Consider the following 15,233-nt stretch of genomic DNA (forward strand, 5'->3'; position numbering starts at 1 on the left):
TAGGTAAAACCATGTTACAGAACAACCCCGAACTTAAAAGCAAAATTGACCAGTTGTGGAACAAGTTCTGGAGCGGCGGAATCAGTAATCCGCTCACCGCTATCGAGCAAATTACCTACCTGCTATTTATGAAGCGCCTTGATGAGCTGGATTTTAAACAACAGTCGAATTCAGAATGGGCAAATGAGTCTTATACCTCCAAATTTGAAGGACAATGGATTCCGCCGGAACATCGAGCAAAACATGCGGAAGATGATAGTGCAGAAGATTGGCAGAAAAAATGTGAAGAAGAGAAAAAATATGCCATTGAAAAGCGAACTCTGCGCTGGAGTGAGTTCAAACACATGCAGGCCGAAGAGATGCTGCAGCATGTGCAAGGCAAAGTTTTTCCGTTCTTAAAAGATTTAAATGGCGCAGAAAGCAACTTCACCCACCACATGAAAAACGCCGTATTTATTATCCCTAAACCGGCACTGTTGGTGGAAGCCGTCAAGACCATCGACGAAATCTTCGAGGTGATGGAGCAAGACTCCAAGGAAAAGGGGCAGGCTTTTCAGGATATCCAAGGGGATGTCTATGAGTTCCTACTCGCTGCAATTGCCACTGCTGGCAAAAATGGCCAGTTTCGTACACCACGTCATATCATTAAGCTGATCGCAGATTTGGTACAACCACAACTGGGTAACAAGATTGCCGATCCAGCCTGTGGATCCGGAGGCTTCTTATTAGGTGCTTACCAGTACATTGTGACTGAACTTGATAAAAAATCGGGTTCAAAAAACCTCGAATCAGATGAAGACGGTTTCGTTCGTGCTTCAGTTACTACAGGTCTTACTGAAAAGGCTAAAGCCATTCTAAGCGCTTCACTCTGGGGTTACGACATCGACAGTACCATGGTGCGCCTAGGCTTGATGAACCTAATGATGCACGGCATCGACGAGCCCAATATCGACTACAAAGATACCCTCAGCAAAAGCTACACTGAAGAAGCTGAATACGACATTATCATGGCCAACCCGCCCTTTACCGGTAGCATTGATAAAGGCGACATCAACGAAAACCTGCAGCTTTCTACTACCAAATCTGAATTGCTATTTGTCGAAAACATATACCGCCTACTGAAAAAAGGCGGTACTGCCGGGGTGATCGTGCCGCAAGGGGTGTTGTTTAGTTCTGGTAAAGCCTTTAAGGATTTACGCAAGATCTTAGTGGACCGCTGCGATTTAAAGGCGGTGATCACCCTGCCCAGTGGCGTCTTTAAGCCTTATGCAGGAGTCAGTACGGCCATTTTATTATTTACTAAAGTCTGGGGCCCCAAAGACACAGTGGACAAACCCGCCACCAACAACGTGTGGTTTTATGAAATGGCCGCAGATGGCTATTCGCTGGATGACAAGCGTACCAAGCAAGAAGGCTATGGCGACCTACAGGATATTTTGGCCAAATTCCATGCCCGAAGTGTTACCACTGACATTGACCGCACCGCGAAGTACTTTATGGTGCCGCGCCGTGAGATTGAAGTAGAAGGCTATGATCTGTCACTGAGCCGTTACAAAGACGAAGTGTTTGACGAAGTGTATTACGATGCATCTAGCGTAATTTTAGATCGACTGATTCAGGCCGAAGTGGGTGAAGTCAATGAGGGTGAACTCTTCAGTATTCACAGTGGCATTGTGCGCGACTTATTAGAGCTGAAAGGAATGGTAAGATGAACTGGAACGCCAAGCGCCTTGACGATCTTTTGGCACCTTCAGGTAAACAAAGAGCTGGAAACCAAGATTTACCAGTGCTTTCAATAACCATGAAGCATGGTCTCGTTGACCAAGCCGAGAAATTCAAAAAACGCGTTGCTAGCAATAATACGTCTAAATATCGGATTGCCTTTAAAAATGAACTTGTGGTCGGCTTTCCGATAGACGAAGGTGTTCTTGGCTTTCAAGTGAAATATAAAGCAGGAATCGTTAGCCCTGCTTACGATATTTGGAAACTCAAAGACGAAAGTAACACACACATACCTTACCTTGAACGCTATTTGAGATCGCCCCAAGCAAGAAACCTTTACGCATCACGAATGCAAGGAGCGGTTGCTCGCAGAAGAAGTTTAACCAAAATTGATTTTTTGAATCTGGAGATTCCCTTCCCGCCCCTTAACGACCAAATCCGTATTGCCTATCTACTCAGCAAGGTGGAAAGGCTGATCATCCAGCGCAAAGAGCATCTTCAGCAACTTGACGACCTGCTTAAAAGCGCGTTTTTGGAGATGTTTGGTGATCCAGTTCGGAATGAGAAGGGATGGAGCATTAGCTCACTCAACAGCTACGGTTCATTTAAAAATGGACTCAACTTCGGTAAAGGAGAAAGCGGGATAAGCGTGCGTTATCTCGGTGTAGGTGACTTCAAAGCAAAAGCAAAGCTTGAGAATATTGATGAGCTTTCGTTTATTGAACTAAATGAATTACCTAGTGACGACTATTTTCTCAAAAATGGTGATTTGCTTTTTGTGCGCTCAAATGGCAATCGAGAGTTGGTTGGTCGATGTATGGCGGTTTATCCAGCGAATGAAAAAGTTACATATAGCGGATTTATAATACGCTACAGGCTCAGCACGCCTGATCTACAAGCCACTTACATTTCTCACCTTTTTCGATCTATTGCATTTCGCAGAATTATCTTTCAAGGAGGGCAAGGGGCTAATATTCAGAACATTAATCAGAAAATCCTGACAGGATTACCTATCCCTGTACCACCAAAAGAATTGCAAACTCAATTCGCCAACATCGTCGAAAAAGTTGAAGCTCTAAAATCTCGCTATCAGAAAAGCCTAAATGATCTGGAATCTCTCCACGGCGCTTTCAGTCAACAAGCCTTTAAAGGTGAGCTAGATTTATCGCAAGTGCCACTACCAGAAAATAGGCAGCCTGAAGATGAGATAGATGCAGCCATGCCTGAACTAGAAGAGCAAATGGCTGATCAAAGCATAACCATCCATTTGCCAGAGAGCGACCTTCTGCCAGATGCACTAACTGATAAGGAAAAACGTAAAGATCTTTTCACCTTTTGGCTAGAAGACTATTGCAAGAAAATCGGCAATACACCATTTTCTGCCAGCGATTTCTTTAGCATGGCACATACACGCATTACCGAACTACATCCCGATGCAGAGTTTGAGTTTAACTTAGATGAGTATGATCAGATTAAGATCTTGGTGTTCGAAGGACTTGAACAAGGTCGTATCAAGCAAACTCAAAATATAACAGGATATGAAAAAGACGGAAAACCGATTTTTGGCAATTTCATTGAGATAAAAGCAGGAACTACATCTTGAAACTATTGCGTCTGAAAATCACTGCTCCTAATGGCTTCCGCAGTCTACCCTGCGGCTTTGAACATTTCTTTCACTCCGAAGATGAGTTTGCAAAATCCGAAGAGTTTGAGCCTTTTATTTGTGCTGGACCAAACGGCAGTGGTAAATCCAATTTATTGGAAGCATTAAGTGCGATTTTCTACCAACTAGAAATTCTGCGAGTAAGGCGTAGCTTTTTACCAGAGGAGCTACAAGAAATAGGGGAATATCTTACACCTGAAGCTTTTGAGCTCGATTATCTGATCCGCGTACCTAAAGAGTATCAGCGTTTAGATAGCACAGAGTGGGCGAAAGTGACTGTATGGAAGAATGCTGGTGAAAGTGTTCGCTTTATGTGGGGAAACCAAAGCGATTTTAATACCAATGTTAATGAGGAGATTAGCAGCGGCTATGCCGATATAATTCTCCCTCAATACATACTAGGCTACTCCTCTGGCGAAAACGAGATTTTAAGCCTGCCATTTTTTAAAATGCGCTTTATTCAGTTTGATGAGCACTGGAATGCCCTGACAAAACAACTACCATACCCCGGTTACCCAGAAACGCGCATGGCCTATCTAGACAACAGTTTTAGCCAAGCTATTTTACTTTGCAATTTGCTGTTTCAGGATGAAGCGACCCTTCAAGCTTTCAGAGAGGATGTGGGCATAGGTGCATTAAAAGAGTTTCGTATCATCTTACGCCGCAGTGTTACCATTGATGCAAACCAGCTCACTGCGTTCGCCAGTGAAAATGAAAGCGAACGCGAAACATTGGAAGGTATTGTAAAAAATAATCCAGCTCTCAGTTCTGAAGAAGATGACTATGGCAACATACGTTACCGTTTGAATATCTTGCAACTGTTAGAGGGTGATACTAATTCATCAAAAATTGTCAATGCACTTAAACGCTGTTCCACCCTGAACTTTGAGGATAATACGAACGATATACTCGTTCTCGACTACTGGGTAGACGACACCACCAAGCAAGCATTCCGAGAAAACTTCAGTAACGATCCACTTTCATTATTTCAGGCATTTCAGGTATTGCTTACGCTTAATCTTTACACGGTAAGCGACTCACTCAAGACCGACTTGTACCAAAGCAACAGCCATTATGTGAGTGAAACTATTCCCGTATTGGCTTCAGATCAACGCATTATGCGCTTTAAAAATTTTTATTTTACAAAACAAGGCGTACAAAAGCCGATGCTGCTCAAAGAGCTTTCAGACGGTGAGCATCAATTTCTACATAGTCTCGGCCTATGCATTTTATTTCGCAATACAAACAGCTTGTTCTTACTTGATGAACCAGAAACCCACTTTAACCCCGATTGGCGTGCTAACTTTATTAGTCGCTTACAGCAATGTTTCCCGAACAGTAGCAGCTTCAGCCAGGAAATACTGATAACCACACACACTCCATTTCTAATATCCGATAGCAAACCTGAAAAAGTGCTGGTATTTAGCAAAGATAAAGAGACACAGAAAGTCAGTGTTGACACGCCTAAATACAACACACTGGGTGCTTCGATCAATTTAATCACGATGGAAACGTTTAACAAGCAAGAAACAATTGGCGAAATCGCGAACTCTCTTTTGCAACGTTTTCTCTCAAGTGAATTTAGTAAAAAAGATCCGCATAAGTTGACTCGGTTGATAATTGATACGCTGGGTGATTCCATAGAACGATCTCTTGCCATTCAAGAAATATTAGCGAGGACGGATCAAAATAACAAAACGGACAGGGGCGATTAATGCTATTTCCATATACTCAAATACCTCACAAAATGCGCTACATGCATGGCTTTATTTCATATATTTTTGCCAAGGTATGGTGTAAGGCTACTACAGTCGAATACAGCCTCGATCTTTTTCGTGGCATGCCGAAGCTGTATTTGATTATGGAAGAATTAGACCGACAAGATAAAGCAGGTAAAGAGAATGGTTCTGGTGCTTTTTTCTACAAGTACGTGAACGGTATTTTTAACGATTTTAAAACATTGCAACCAACTGAGCTAAAGGAGCTAAGACTGCAATTTTTGAGAAACAATAATATCAAAGCGTTATGCGAAGGACGAGCAAATCCAGTTCGTTATTCTTCTGTTGCCCAAACTGAACTGGACAAAAAAATCAAGAAATTTTTTTCTGAATTATATAGTTGTGGATTTTTTAATTTGAAAATTGTTAGGGATACGATTGGTGCTAATTTGCATGACCACTACAATGATTTTTCTAAAGAGAATGATTTGCCTTGCTGTCCATTCTGTGGATTACAACCGATGGACAATGAGTATGATCCTACGCGCGAAGCATACGATCATTATTTGCCAGCAAGTGTATACCCTTTTAACTCCGTAAATTTAAAGAACCTGGCTCCTTCTTGCTATAAGTGTAACTCTCAAAATAAAGGAGCCAAAGATCCCCTTTTAGATAAAAATGGTAAGCCTCGTCGTGCCTTTTTTCCATATTCGAAAAGTAGTTATGACATTGAAATTTCGATTCGATTTATAAAAAACTCTATGTTACCCCAAAATAAGTCAGCCATTGAAATTGACTTGAAGTGCCCAGGCTTTGAACAGGAACTTGAGACGTGGAACACCCTATATAGAATTAAAGATCGTCTAGCTGCTAAATGCTGCTCTGAGGCAACAAGCAAAGCATGGATGAACAGGATAAAAATTGAATGCCGCAATTATGGCCGTTCGCCTGAAGAAGCTTTAGAAGCAGAAATTGCTGCATGTAGTGAGTCTCCTTGGACAGAGACAGCATTTCTAAAATCAGCCTATATCAAAGAGGCCAATCGGCACGGATTGCTAGATATATAGTACCCTAAAAACCGTTCCTCAATACATGCGAGTAGTAAACGTGAATTTTAAAAACTTCCATATAAGACAGTGCTTCTTTTGGCGATACATTTGGCAATAGTGAAAAAGATACTTGCCTGTTATTTTTTTTGCCCACCCACTACGCTGATTTAATCGCAGATAATGGTACGACATTGGCAACCGTCAGAGATTGCAACTTCTCGCCCCAAGCCTGTAATACCACTAACTGCTCTTCAAGGTAATCGTGATGGTTGTATACCCGCAACATGCCTGGTAGCTGGTGGCCAACCGTCTTTTCAATCGCCACGATATCCAGCCCCATTTCGCTGCAACGGCTGATAAATGTACGGCGCAAATCGTGTGGTGAGAAACGTTCAAAATCGTCCGGTAAATTACGTTTGATTAGCGCACGTACTGCTGCGGGCTCTTGAACCTTATCGACCAAAAGCTGAGGCCACACGAGTTTCCATTTGCTTGGCACACTCTCACGCTGCTCTTTAAGAAGTGCCAACAGGTAATCGCTTAATGGCACTTTTCGGCTCTCTTGGCTTTTGGTGTGACGATCCTCTGAACTGGCAGGCAACAACCATACCTTTTCTTGCAAATCTACCTCACTCCAGCGCATTTCAAGCACGGCACTAATACGTTGCCCACACCCAAGCAAAAACTGCATAAGACGGACGTTAGAGGGCTCTGTACGCCAGGAAGGCAAACTGGTTAGCAAAGTCTTCAACTCTGAAAAGCTCAAATTGCGTTTGGTGACTTTAGAGCCACCACCTACATCCTTGGATTTCAAATGTGGTGCAGGGTGAGCGCCGAGCATATTCAAAGCCAGCGCATGGTTGAGCACCTGATTGATGATTTTGTGGCATGCACCAATCGCACCCGCCTTTCTCTTACCACTCTCATCAACCTTGGCATCAAACACTTTATTAAGATCATGAATTCTCAACTCTTCTAGTTTGATGTGGCCAAGAAATGGTTTGATATCCCGGATGTAGATTGCCCTCGGTTGTTCACCTCGTAGCTGCTTGGACAAACGCTTCTCGTCATAACTGGTAAAAGCATCATCAAAAGTTTTCGCTTCCTCTTGCTCGCGCTGCTCTCGCGCTAGTTCCTGCTTCGGATTTTTATTGTTTTCCAGCCAGCTACGGTAACGCCCTGCTTCTGTTCGAGCCTGTTCAAGCGTCATCCCCGTTTCCGGTTTTAACTTAACATACCGCCCCATGGTGATTTTTTCGTGTTTGTTACCAGCCTGAAAGCGAAAGATCCAAGTCATCGTGCCCGTTGGTCGAACGCGAATATTCAATCCTTCGATTTTCTTATCTGGAATTAAATATTCCTTGCCTTGTGGCTTCAATGCTTTCAGTGTGGCGTTCGTACTAATTTTATCGACTGGCTTGATCATGACTGAAAAACCTCTGTATTTCTGGGTACGGCTCTGGGTACGGCGTGGGGTACGGGAAAAGACGAGTTTTCATTGTACGGCTAAAGACACCCTTGGACAATGAACAATTAAAAATCAAATAAAAACAATATATTAAAACATACAGTTGGATTTTAGAAGACGCTACAAGATTCAGGGTTCGATTTACCCACCACATGGAAGCAGGTGTGATGCTAGAGCGTAAATCCTAGTCTTTCGGAACAATAAAAAACGAGCCGCTTGGCTCGTTTTTTATTGGCTGCTTTCAGCTTAATCTTACGCGGCGCGGCGCAGGTAGCCGAGCTTTTTACCAATCCAAGCTAGCAGTACTAGCGCTACCATGATGGCAAAGAAGTTTGAGCCCGCCTCTGGGTATTGCGCTTTAACAAACGCCGAGTGACCGAAGGCACCGACAAAGAAGCACGCTAGGCCCACCAGCGGAATGTCTTCCGATACTGGATGGTTGAGATACTCTTGGTAAAGCGCTTGAACGGCCAGCACCAAGGCGATCAGCGGAAAAATCGAGAAAGTGACTTCACTCATGGTCAACCAAGAAAGAATGGCGTTGCCGCACATTCCGGTAATCAGAGCCAATACGAGGGTTTTCTTTTCAGAGCTGCGCGAAAGCGCTTTGTTTTCATTCAACATTATTCTATTTCACCTTTTAATCGGTTACGTTCACGTTCTTTGCGATACCAGTACGCCCCTTTGGCGACCATTCGCAATTGCATGATCAAACGTTCGGCGAGTTCGTCGCGTTCACGTCGATCTAAATCCAAAGCTTCTGCCCCTGAGCTAAACACTAAGATGACCGACGCTTCTGCCTGAGCAAGCGCTTCATCGCGGCTCATCCCTGTACTGGTAAGGTATTCGGTCAACTCAGCGGCAAAATGTTGTATTTCGCGAGCAACCGCAGCGCGAAACTCCGCGGAAGTGCCTGATCGCTCTCGCAGTAACAAGCGAAACACGTTCGGGCTGCTCTCAATAAATTCCATAAACGTCTCGACCGACGTTCTGATCACACTGCCCTCTTTGGCGATTCGCTGGCGTGCTTGGCGCATCAGTTGACGCAATAGCAATCCGCCTTCATCCACCATGGTCAGGCCAAGTTCGTCCATGTCTTTAAAGTGGCGGTAAAACGAGGTGGGGGCGATGCCCGCCTCTCTGGCCACTTCACGCAAGCTGAGGTTGGAGAAACTGCGATCAGCGCTCAGTTGGCTGAAGGCAGCGTCGATAAGGGAGCGACGAGTTTTCTCTTTTTGCTGCGCGCGGATACCCATTGACTTCATGATGACGTTTGCTCTTGTTCTGTGTTGGTCTCTGGCCGCTAATATAACGCGAATCGCGCGTGCCGATAAGTCATAGACTCGGCACGGCATGCACGTTACTACTGGCTGTGCGGGTTATGCAATCCCTTGTCTTCATTTTGGAGACCTACGACATGGCATTCGCCCCTTTTGCCATAATGTGCGTGATCACTTCCACTCTCTACCGAGCGCGCTGTTTACCTGCTGGTATAATCAGTTAAAATCTCGCTAAAGCAATGTTACGTAAATATAACAAGGAACAGATCATGGCGCACGCGAATCACTTTGATGTGATAGTTATCGGCAGCGGCCCGGGAGGCGAAGGGGCGGCTATGGGGCTCACCAAAGCAGGGCTGAATGTCGCGGTGGTAGAAAAAGAGAGCAGCGTCGGTGGCGGCTGTACTCACTGGGGCACCATTCCTTCGAAAGCGCTGCGCCATGCGGTAAGCCGAATTATTGAGTTCAACAGCAACCCGCTGTTTTGTCATAATAACACCAGCTTACACGCGACCTTCTCGACCATTCTTGGCCATGCCAAATCGGTGATTGATAAGCAAACGCGCCTGCGCCAGGGCTTTTATGACCGCAACCAGTGCCAATTAATCTTCGGCAGCGCGGCGTTTACCGACAGCCACTCGATTACGGTGACCCAATCCGATGGCACCCAAGAGATTTACAGCGCCGACAAATTTGTTATCGCCACCGGTTCGCGCCCTTATCAACCGGCAGATGTCGATTTCAATCACGAACGTATTTATGACAGCGACTCGATCCTGAGCTTAAAACATGACCCGCGCCATATCATCATTTATGGCGCTGGGGTGATTGGCTGCGAATACGCGTCTATCTTTCGTGGGCTTGGGGTAAAAACCGACCTCATCAATACTCGCGATCGCTTACTGGCTTTCTTGGACAATGAAGTGTCCGACGCGCTCTCTTACCACTTTTGGAACAGTGGCGTGGTGATTCGCAATGATGAAACCTACGAGCGCATTGAAGGCACCGAAGATGGCGTGATCGTTCATCTGCAATCGGGCAAGAAGATGAAAGCCGATTGCCTGTTGTACGCCAATGGACGTACCGGTAACACCGACAAACTCAACCTCAATGCGGTTGGGCTGCAAGGTGACTCACGCGGCCAGCTCAAAGTGGATAGCAACTATCAAACGGAAGTAGCGCATGTTTATGCCGTCGGCGATGTGATCGGTTACCCGAGCCTCGCCAGCGCCGCTTACGATCAAGGGCGCTTTGTGGCTCAAGCAATTACCAAAGGCAAAGCCGACAGCATTTTGATTGAAGATATTCCGACCGGTATTTACACCATTCCGGAAATCAGCTCCGTCGGACGCACCGAACAAGAGCTGACGGCAGCGAAAGTGCCCTATGAAGTCGGGCGCTCTTCGTTTAAACATCTGGCGCGCGCGCAAATTGCGGGCAAAGATATCGGCAGTTTGAAGATTCTTTTCCACCGCGAGACCAAAGAAATTCTCGGCATTCACTGTTTTGGCGAGCGCGCGGCGGAAATTATCCACATCGGCCAAGCAATCATGGAGCAGAAAGGTGCCGCGAACACGATCGAATATTTCGTCAACACTACTTTTAACTACCCCACCATGGCGGAAGCCTACCGGGTGGCGGCATTAAATGGCCTCAACCGATTGTTTTAAATTAAATTTTTATAAAAACAGCAGGAACATCCTGCTGTTTTTTTATTGGAGGCACATGTTGCGCGCTCTACCACTGCAAGTGCACTAACACGGGCGTCAAACGATGTTTGAGCTGCGGAATCTTACTCAGCCAACGCTGCCACATTTTCCAGCGCGAGCAAAAACGATCAAACGGAGAGAAGACTCGAACCCATTGTGCCCAAGGAAGCCACTGTAGAACTTGCTCTGCAGGAGCCGCCAAGCCATGCGCGTAGCGCTCAGCGCCCAACATTTGCCCTAGACGACTCTCGCTCAAATCTCCAGCCAACACGACACACGCCTGCGCCGAAACAAAATGGCGTCCGAGCGCTTGGATAAAAGTCGCCACTTGCGTCAATGACGCTTCCAACAACGCCATTTCACACACCACCAGCACCGGGGTTTTGTCCGAGATAGGCAACCCATCCAGACAGGAGAGATCGTCGATGCTACCGCACTGCTGCTGGTAGCGTTCATTCTTATGGAACAGCCTCTGACGCCAAAGCAAATGCTCGGTAATATCCAGTTCAACCCAGTGACAGCGACCGTTATCCAAACGGTAGAAACGGGTATCGAGCCCCGCCCCAACATTGATCACCCAACCATCAGGATGCTGCTGAAGAAACTGGGCGACTTGTTGATCACACAATTGCGTTAAGGTGACGTGCAGTAACTGCTTTTGTGCCACATCGCCTGAAAGGCATTCTGGAGCCAGCTTACAACTTAAGCAGGCTTTGGCCGCAATCGGGTCGTAAACAAGGCCATTGTCAATCAGGCTTTCCCGGCTGCGCAACCACAGGGGTTGCAGCAATCTTGCTGGTACCTGATATCCTTTTTCTACGGGTACTTGAGGGGAAGACATGCCAGAAACCTTCTATTCGATGCACATTCGCGTTGATGATAATCAATCTCAATATCCCTTTCAAGTAATGAGAATAAATCTCATCTAATCTGACGCTATGCGTTTCTGTTTGCCACAAATCATAAAAACGCAAAAGCCCGGCGCGTGCCGGGCTTTTGCGTCAATACAGTCTGGAACTACATCCAATCGGTGTTACGAATAATGCCGACGGCAATCCCTTCGATGGTCAATTGCTGACAACTCAAATCGACTTCAATCGGGGAAAACGACTCATTTTCCGCATGCAGCAGCACCGTCGCGCCTTTGCGTTCCAAGCGTTTCACCGTTACGTCATCGTCGACTCGCGCCACCACCACTTGTCCGTTACGCACGTCCTGAGTTTTATGCACCGCCAGTAGATCGCCATCCATAATGCCGATGTCTTTCATACTTTCACCGTGCACCCGTAGCAGAAAATCGGCCTGGGGTTTAAACATCGCCGGATCAACCTGATAATGCGCTTCAACATGCTCCTGCGCTAAAATCGGCTCACCCGCCGCCACTCGACCAATCAATGGCAAGCCTTGATCTTCATTCGCCGCCTGCTCTTCGAGCAAAATACGAATGCCTCGGGAGGCGCCCGGGACAATTTCTATCACTTGCTTACGCGCAAGCGCTTTAAGATGCTCCTCTGCCGCATTCGCAGAGCGAAAGCCCAGCTCTCGGGCAATTTCAGCACGAGTGGGTGGCATTCCGGTGTCATCAATTTTACTCTTAATCAAGTCGAACACTTGTTGTTGGCGTGGCGTCAACGGCTTCATAGGTCACCTGTCTTTTTATACAGTTCACTGTGAGTATATCCAGTAACGCGGCAAAATAAAACCCAATTGGTTGTTTTTTAATTTAATGGCAAGCCGAGCTCACAGACAAAAGCGTTAGGGCCAAGACGGCTTAAACGAAATAGCTGGTGAATAGTGCAGCGATAGTATTCATTGCGCTTTCACAATTAGGCGCTCAATTAAGTTAAAAGGTTTGACCAGTTTCTGGTATTCTTGCTGCGCTTAAAATTATCGCTCAGGCTTATTTCTCCTACCAGACCCATTAGGTAATAGAAATACGTTTGGGTACGTTTGAAATCTATTGAGGCTGTGAACCTATATGTCTTCTGGGCAATCATTTTCACATTCGTTACTAAAGTTGCCGTTATCGGTACTGGTTAAAGGGACGGCGATTCCGTCCAACCCAATCGAAGATCATCAGATTGATATCAACAAGCCGATTGTTTACGCCCTGCCTTTTCGCTCCAGCGTTGATCTGCTCACGTTACAAAAACACGCCTTGGAACTCGGTTTGCCCGATCCGCTCGCGCCGTTAGAGATTCACGGTAAGTCGTTTCAGCGCTATGTATTTATCTCTTCTCGTCCCACGCTGATGGGCGATGATAACCAAGTGCCGAGCGATTCTATCCAGCTCTTTTCCGACTTGCTGTCGCTGCACAGTGACGACGACGAACTGGACGTGCAAGTGATCCCAACCACGGTGTTGTGGGGGCGTAAACCGGGTAAAGAAGGCACGAGCAAACCCTACTTGCAAGCGATGAATGGACCGCAAAAAGCCATCGCCGTTGCAACCGCAGGGCGCGATTGCTTGGTGCGTTTTAGCCCCGTGGTTTCTCTGCGTTATATGGCGCAATCACACGGTACCGATAACGCGATCGCCCACAAGCTGGCGCGCGTGGCACGCATCCACTTCTCTCGCCAAAAACTCGCTGCATCTGGCCCAGATCTTCCGCAACGTCAGGTGCTGTTTGCCCGTTTGATGAAATCACCGGCCATCAAGCAAGTGATCGAAGATGAAGCGAAGAGCAAAAACATCTCGATTGAAAAAGCACGCAAAGAAGCGCAAGACATCATGGATGAGATCGCCGCCGATTTCTCCTACTCGCTGGTGAAAAAGGGCGACCGCTTACTGGGCTGGCTGTGGAATAAACTCTACCAAGGGTTGAACATCAATAACGCCGCCACGGTGCGCCGCCTCGCGCAAGACGGGCACGAAATCGTCTACGTACCGTGTCACCGCAGCCACATGGATTACCTGCTGCTCTCTTACGTGCTGTACCACGAAGGCATGGTGCCGCCACACATTGCCGCGGGCATCAACCTCAACTTTTTCCCGGCGGGCCCACTGTTTCGCCGTGGTGGCGCTTTCTTTATTCGCCGCAGCTTTAAAGGCAACAGGCTCTATTCGACGATTTTCCGCGAATATTTGGCCGAGCTGTTTGCCAAGGGCTACTCGGTTGAGTACTTCTCAGAAGGTGGCCGCTCGCGCACTGGTCGTCTGCTGCCAGCCAAGACTGGTATGCTGGCGATGACCATTCAAGCCATGCTGCGTGGCCTTAACCGTCCGGTGACTCTGGTGCCCGTTTACATTGGCTATGAGCATGTGATGGAAGTGGCAACCTATGCCAAGGAGCTGCGCGGTAAACAGAAAGAGAAAGAAAACGCCAGCTTGGTACTGCGCACGCTCAGAAAGCTGCGCAACTTCGGCCAAGGCTACGTCAACTTCGGCGAGCCGATCCCACTGAACCAGTATCTTAACGAACATGCGCCAGAGTGGAGCAAAGACATTGACCCGATGGGCGGCAGCAAACCGCAATGGATCAATCCGGTGGTAAACAAGCTGGCCAATAAGATGATGACGCACATCAACGATGCCGCCGCTGCGAACGCGTTGACCTTATGCGCCACGGCACTGCTGGCCTCTCGCCAGCGCGCTTTATCGAAAGATTCGCTTATCAACCAAATTGAAAGCTACCTGCAACTGTTGAAAAACGTGCCCTATTCCAGCAACTGCACCATTCCAAGTGATAGCGCGGAAGCGCTGGTTGAACACGCCCTCACCTTGGATAAGTTTGTGATTGAAACGGACAGCATGGGCGACATCATTTCACTGGATCGAAATCAGTCGATTTTGATGACCTACTATCGCAACAACATCATTCACTTACTGGCTTTGCCTTCACTGATTGCGCAAATGATCATCCGTCAAGAGCAGCTTAGCGTGGCGCAGATCCAACATCAAGTCGCGCAAGTCTATCCATTCTTGAAAGCGGAGCTGTTCTTAAGTCACGATGAACAACAGCTTGATGAGTTGGTGATCAATATTCTCGATGAGCTGGCAAATCAGCAGATGATATCGCTGTCAGAAGATCGAGTGACCAAAAACCAAGCCAATACTCAAACCTTGGTGCTCCTTGGTCGAACCATTACGGAAACGCTGCAACGCTACTCGATCGCCCTCAATTTGCTGGTTGCTTATCCTGAATTGGGCAAAGCAGACTTGGAGCAGAAGAGCCAAGACATCGCGCAGCGCTTAGGTCGCCTTCATGGTATCAACGCACCCGAGTTTTTCGATAAAGGGGTGTTTGCTTCTCTGTTCAGCACGTTAAAACAGCAGAACTATCTTGACGCCGACGGCAACTGTGAGCAGACCCAAACAGAGCAGTTCGCTTCACTGCTCTATGCCCTGCTCTATCCGGAAGTGAAATTGACCATTGAAGAGAGCGTCTTCCAGCTCACCAATCAATAACCGTGTAATACCAAAAGTATCTACTCGGAGAATGCCACTCGCTTAACGGCGCGTGGCATTTTTATCTCTAGGCCGTGAAAGATTTTTACGGGTTTCCCTTTTCTTCTCTCAGGTAGCATTAGCCATTTGGCAACATTCAGCGGTAACTTATAACTCTTTAGAAAATTCGGACATAAAAAATCGGACTCAAGAGTGTTGAGTCCAATTATGAAGCCA

At 46.8% G+C, this 15,233-nt stretch carries 11 protein-coding genes; 6 read left to right on the forward strand and 5 right to left on the reverse strand.

What is annotated here, in order from left to right:
• Nucleotides 1-11 precede the first annotated feature (11 nt).
• The 4 genes from EWA64_RS07950 to EWA64_RS07965 are packed head-to-tail and all read left to right on the forward strand — an operon-like array spanning nucleotide 12 to nucleotide 6,170.
• Nucleotides 12-1,712, forward strand: a complete 1,701-nt coding sequence (locus tag EWA64_RS07950; protein ID WP_061893773.1) for a type I restriction-modification system subunit M — start codon at nucleotides 12-14, stop codon at nucleotides 1,710-1,712.
• A complete protein-coding gene (locus tag EWA64_RS07955; protein WP_082796629.1) occupies nucleotides 1,709-3,325 on the forward strand; it encodes a restriction endonuclease subunit S in 1,617 nt (538 codons plus the stop codon). The genes EWA64_RS07950 and EWA64_RS07955 overlap by 4 nt, the downstream gene beginning before the upstream one ends.
• Nucleotides 3,322-5,100: a restriction system-associated AAA family ATPase gene (locus EWA64_RS07960; protein ID WP_061893772.1), complete on the forward strand. Its 1,779-nt coding sequence runs from the start codon at nucleotides 3,322-3,324 to the stop codon at nucleotides 5,098-5,100. The genes EWA64_RS07955 and EWA64_RS07960 overlap by 4 nt, the downstream gene beginning before the upstream one ends.
• A complete protein-coding gene (locus EWA64_RS07965; protein ID WP_061893771.1) occupies nucleotides 5,100-6,170 on the forward strand; it encodes a hypothetical protein in 1,071 nt (356 codons plus the stop codon). Before EWA64_RS07960 ends, EWA64_RS07965 begins: the two co-directional genes overlap by 1 nt.
• 139 nt (nucleotides 6,171-6,309) lie before the next feature.
• Here the strand turns inward: EWA64_RS07965 and EWA64_RS07970 are convergent, their stop codons facing one another.
• The 3 genes from EWA64_RS07970 to fabR all read right to left on the reverse strand — a co-directional run bounded on the left by EWA64_RS07970 (nucleotide 6,310) and on the right by fabR (nucleotide 8,885).
• Nucleotides 6,310-7,578, reverse strand: coding sequence for a tyrosine-type recombinase/integrase (locus EWA64_RS07970; RefSeq protein WP_061893770.1), 1,269 nt, complete (start codon nucleotides 7,576-7,578; stop codon nucleotides 6,310-6,312).
• A 294-nt stretch (nucleotides 7,579-7,872) separates the two neighbouring features.
• Nucleotides 7,873-8,244: a YijD family membrane protein gene (locus EWA64_RS07975; RefSeq protein WP_061893769.1), complete on the reverse strand. Its 372-nt coding sequence runs from the start codon at nucleotides 8,242-8,244 to the stop codon at nucleotides 7,873-7,875.
• Nucleotides 8,244-8,885: an HTH-type transcriptional repressor FabR gene (gene fabR / locus EWA64_RS07980; protein WP_039422081.1), complete on the reverse strand. Its 642-nt coding sequence runs from the start codon at nucleotides 8,883-8,885 to the stop codon at nucleotides 8,244-8,246. The genes EWA64_RS07975 and fabR overlap by 1 nt, the downstream gene beginning before the upstream one ends.
• Nucleotides 8,886-9,139: 254 nt before the next feature.
• Between fabR and sthA the strand changes: the two genes are divergently transcribed.
• Nucleotides 9,140-10,570 carry a Si-specific NAD(P)(+) transhydrogenase gene (gene sthA / locus EWA64_RS07985; RefSeq protein ID WP_082796147.1) on the forward strand — a complete coding sequence of 477 codons (1,431 nt, stop codon included), beginning with the start codon at nucleotides 9,140-9,142 and terminating at the stop codon, nucleotides 10,568-10,570.
• A gap of 67 nt (nucleotides 10,571-10,637) precedes the next feature.
• Here the strand turns inward: sthA and EWA64_RS07990 are convergent, their stop codons facing one another.
• Entirely contained in the window at nucleotides 10,638-11,450 is an 813-nt protein-coding gene (locus EWA64_RS07990) for a class I SAM-dependent methyltransferase (protein ID WP_061893767.1), read from the reverse strand.
• Between the two features lie 176 nt (nucleotides 11,451-11,626).
• Nucleotides 11,627-12,250, reverse strand: a complete 624-nt coding sequence (gene lexA, locus EWA64_RS07995) for a transcriptional repressor LexA (RefSeq protein WP_039422089.1) — start codon at nucleotides 12,248-12,250, stop codon at nucleotides 11,627-11,629.
• A gap of 337 nt (nucleotides 12,251-12,587) precedes the next feature.
• On the opposite strand from lexA, the gene plsB reads away from it, so the two are divergent.
• A complete protein-coding gene (gene plsB, locus EWA64_RS08000; RefSeq protein WP_061893766.1) occupies nucleotides 12,588-15,017 on the forward strand; it encodes a glycerol-3-phosphate 1-O-acyltransferase PlsB in 2,430 nt (809 codons plus the stop codon).
• Nucleotides 15,018-15,233 lie beyond the last annotated feature (216 nt).

Origin of the sequence: Vibrio cidicii, assembly GCF_009665415.1 — a bacterium.
GTDB classification, from domain to species: Bacteria; Pseudomonadota; Gammaproteobacteria; order Enterobacterales; family Vibrionaceae; genus Vibrio; species Vibrio cidicii.

Coding starts and splice junctions, on each gene's coding strand:
- EWA64_RS07950 (WP_061893773.1), top strand. CDS start 12: ATGTTACAGAACAACCCCGAACTTAAAAGCAAAATTGACCAGTTGTGG.
- EWA64_RS07955 (WP_082796629.1), top strand. CDS start 1,709: ATGAACTGGAACGCCAAGCGCCTTGACGATCTTTTGGCACCTTCAGGT.
- EWA64_RS07965 (WP_061893771.1), top strand. CDS start 5,100: ATGCTATTTCCATATACTCAAATACCTCACAAAATGCGCTACATGCAT.
- EWA64_RS07970 (WP_061893770.1), bottom strand. CDS start 7,578: ATGATCAAGCCAGTCGATAAAATTAGTACGAACGCCACACTGAAAGCA.
- EWA64_RS07975 (WP_061893769.1), bottom strand. CDS start 8,244: ATGTTGAATGAAAACAAAGCGCTTTCGCGCAGCTCTGAAAAGAAAACC.
- fabR (WP_039422081.1), bottom strand. CDS start 8,885: ATGAAGTCAATGGGTATCCGCGCGCAGCAAAAAGAGAAAACTCGTCGC.
- sthA (WP_082796147.1), top strand. CDS start 9,140: ATGTTACGTAAATATAACAAGGAACAGATCATGGCGCACGCGAATCAC.
- EWA64_RS07990 (WP_061893767.1), bottom strand. CDS start 11,450: ATGTCTTCCCCTCAAGTACCCGTAGAAAAAGGATATCAGGTACCAGCA.
- lexA (WP_039422089.1), bottom strand. CDS start 12,250: ATGAAGCCGTTGACGCCACGCCAACAACAAGTGTTCGACTTGATTAAG.
- plsB (WP_061893766.1), top strand. CDS start 12,588: ATGTCTTCTGGGCAATCATTTTCACATTCGTTACTAAAGTTGCCGTTA.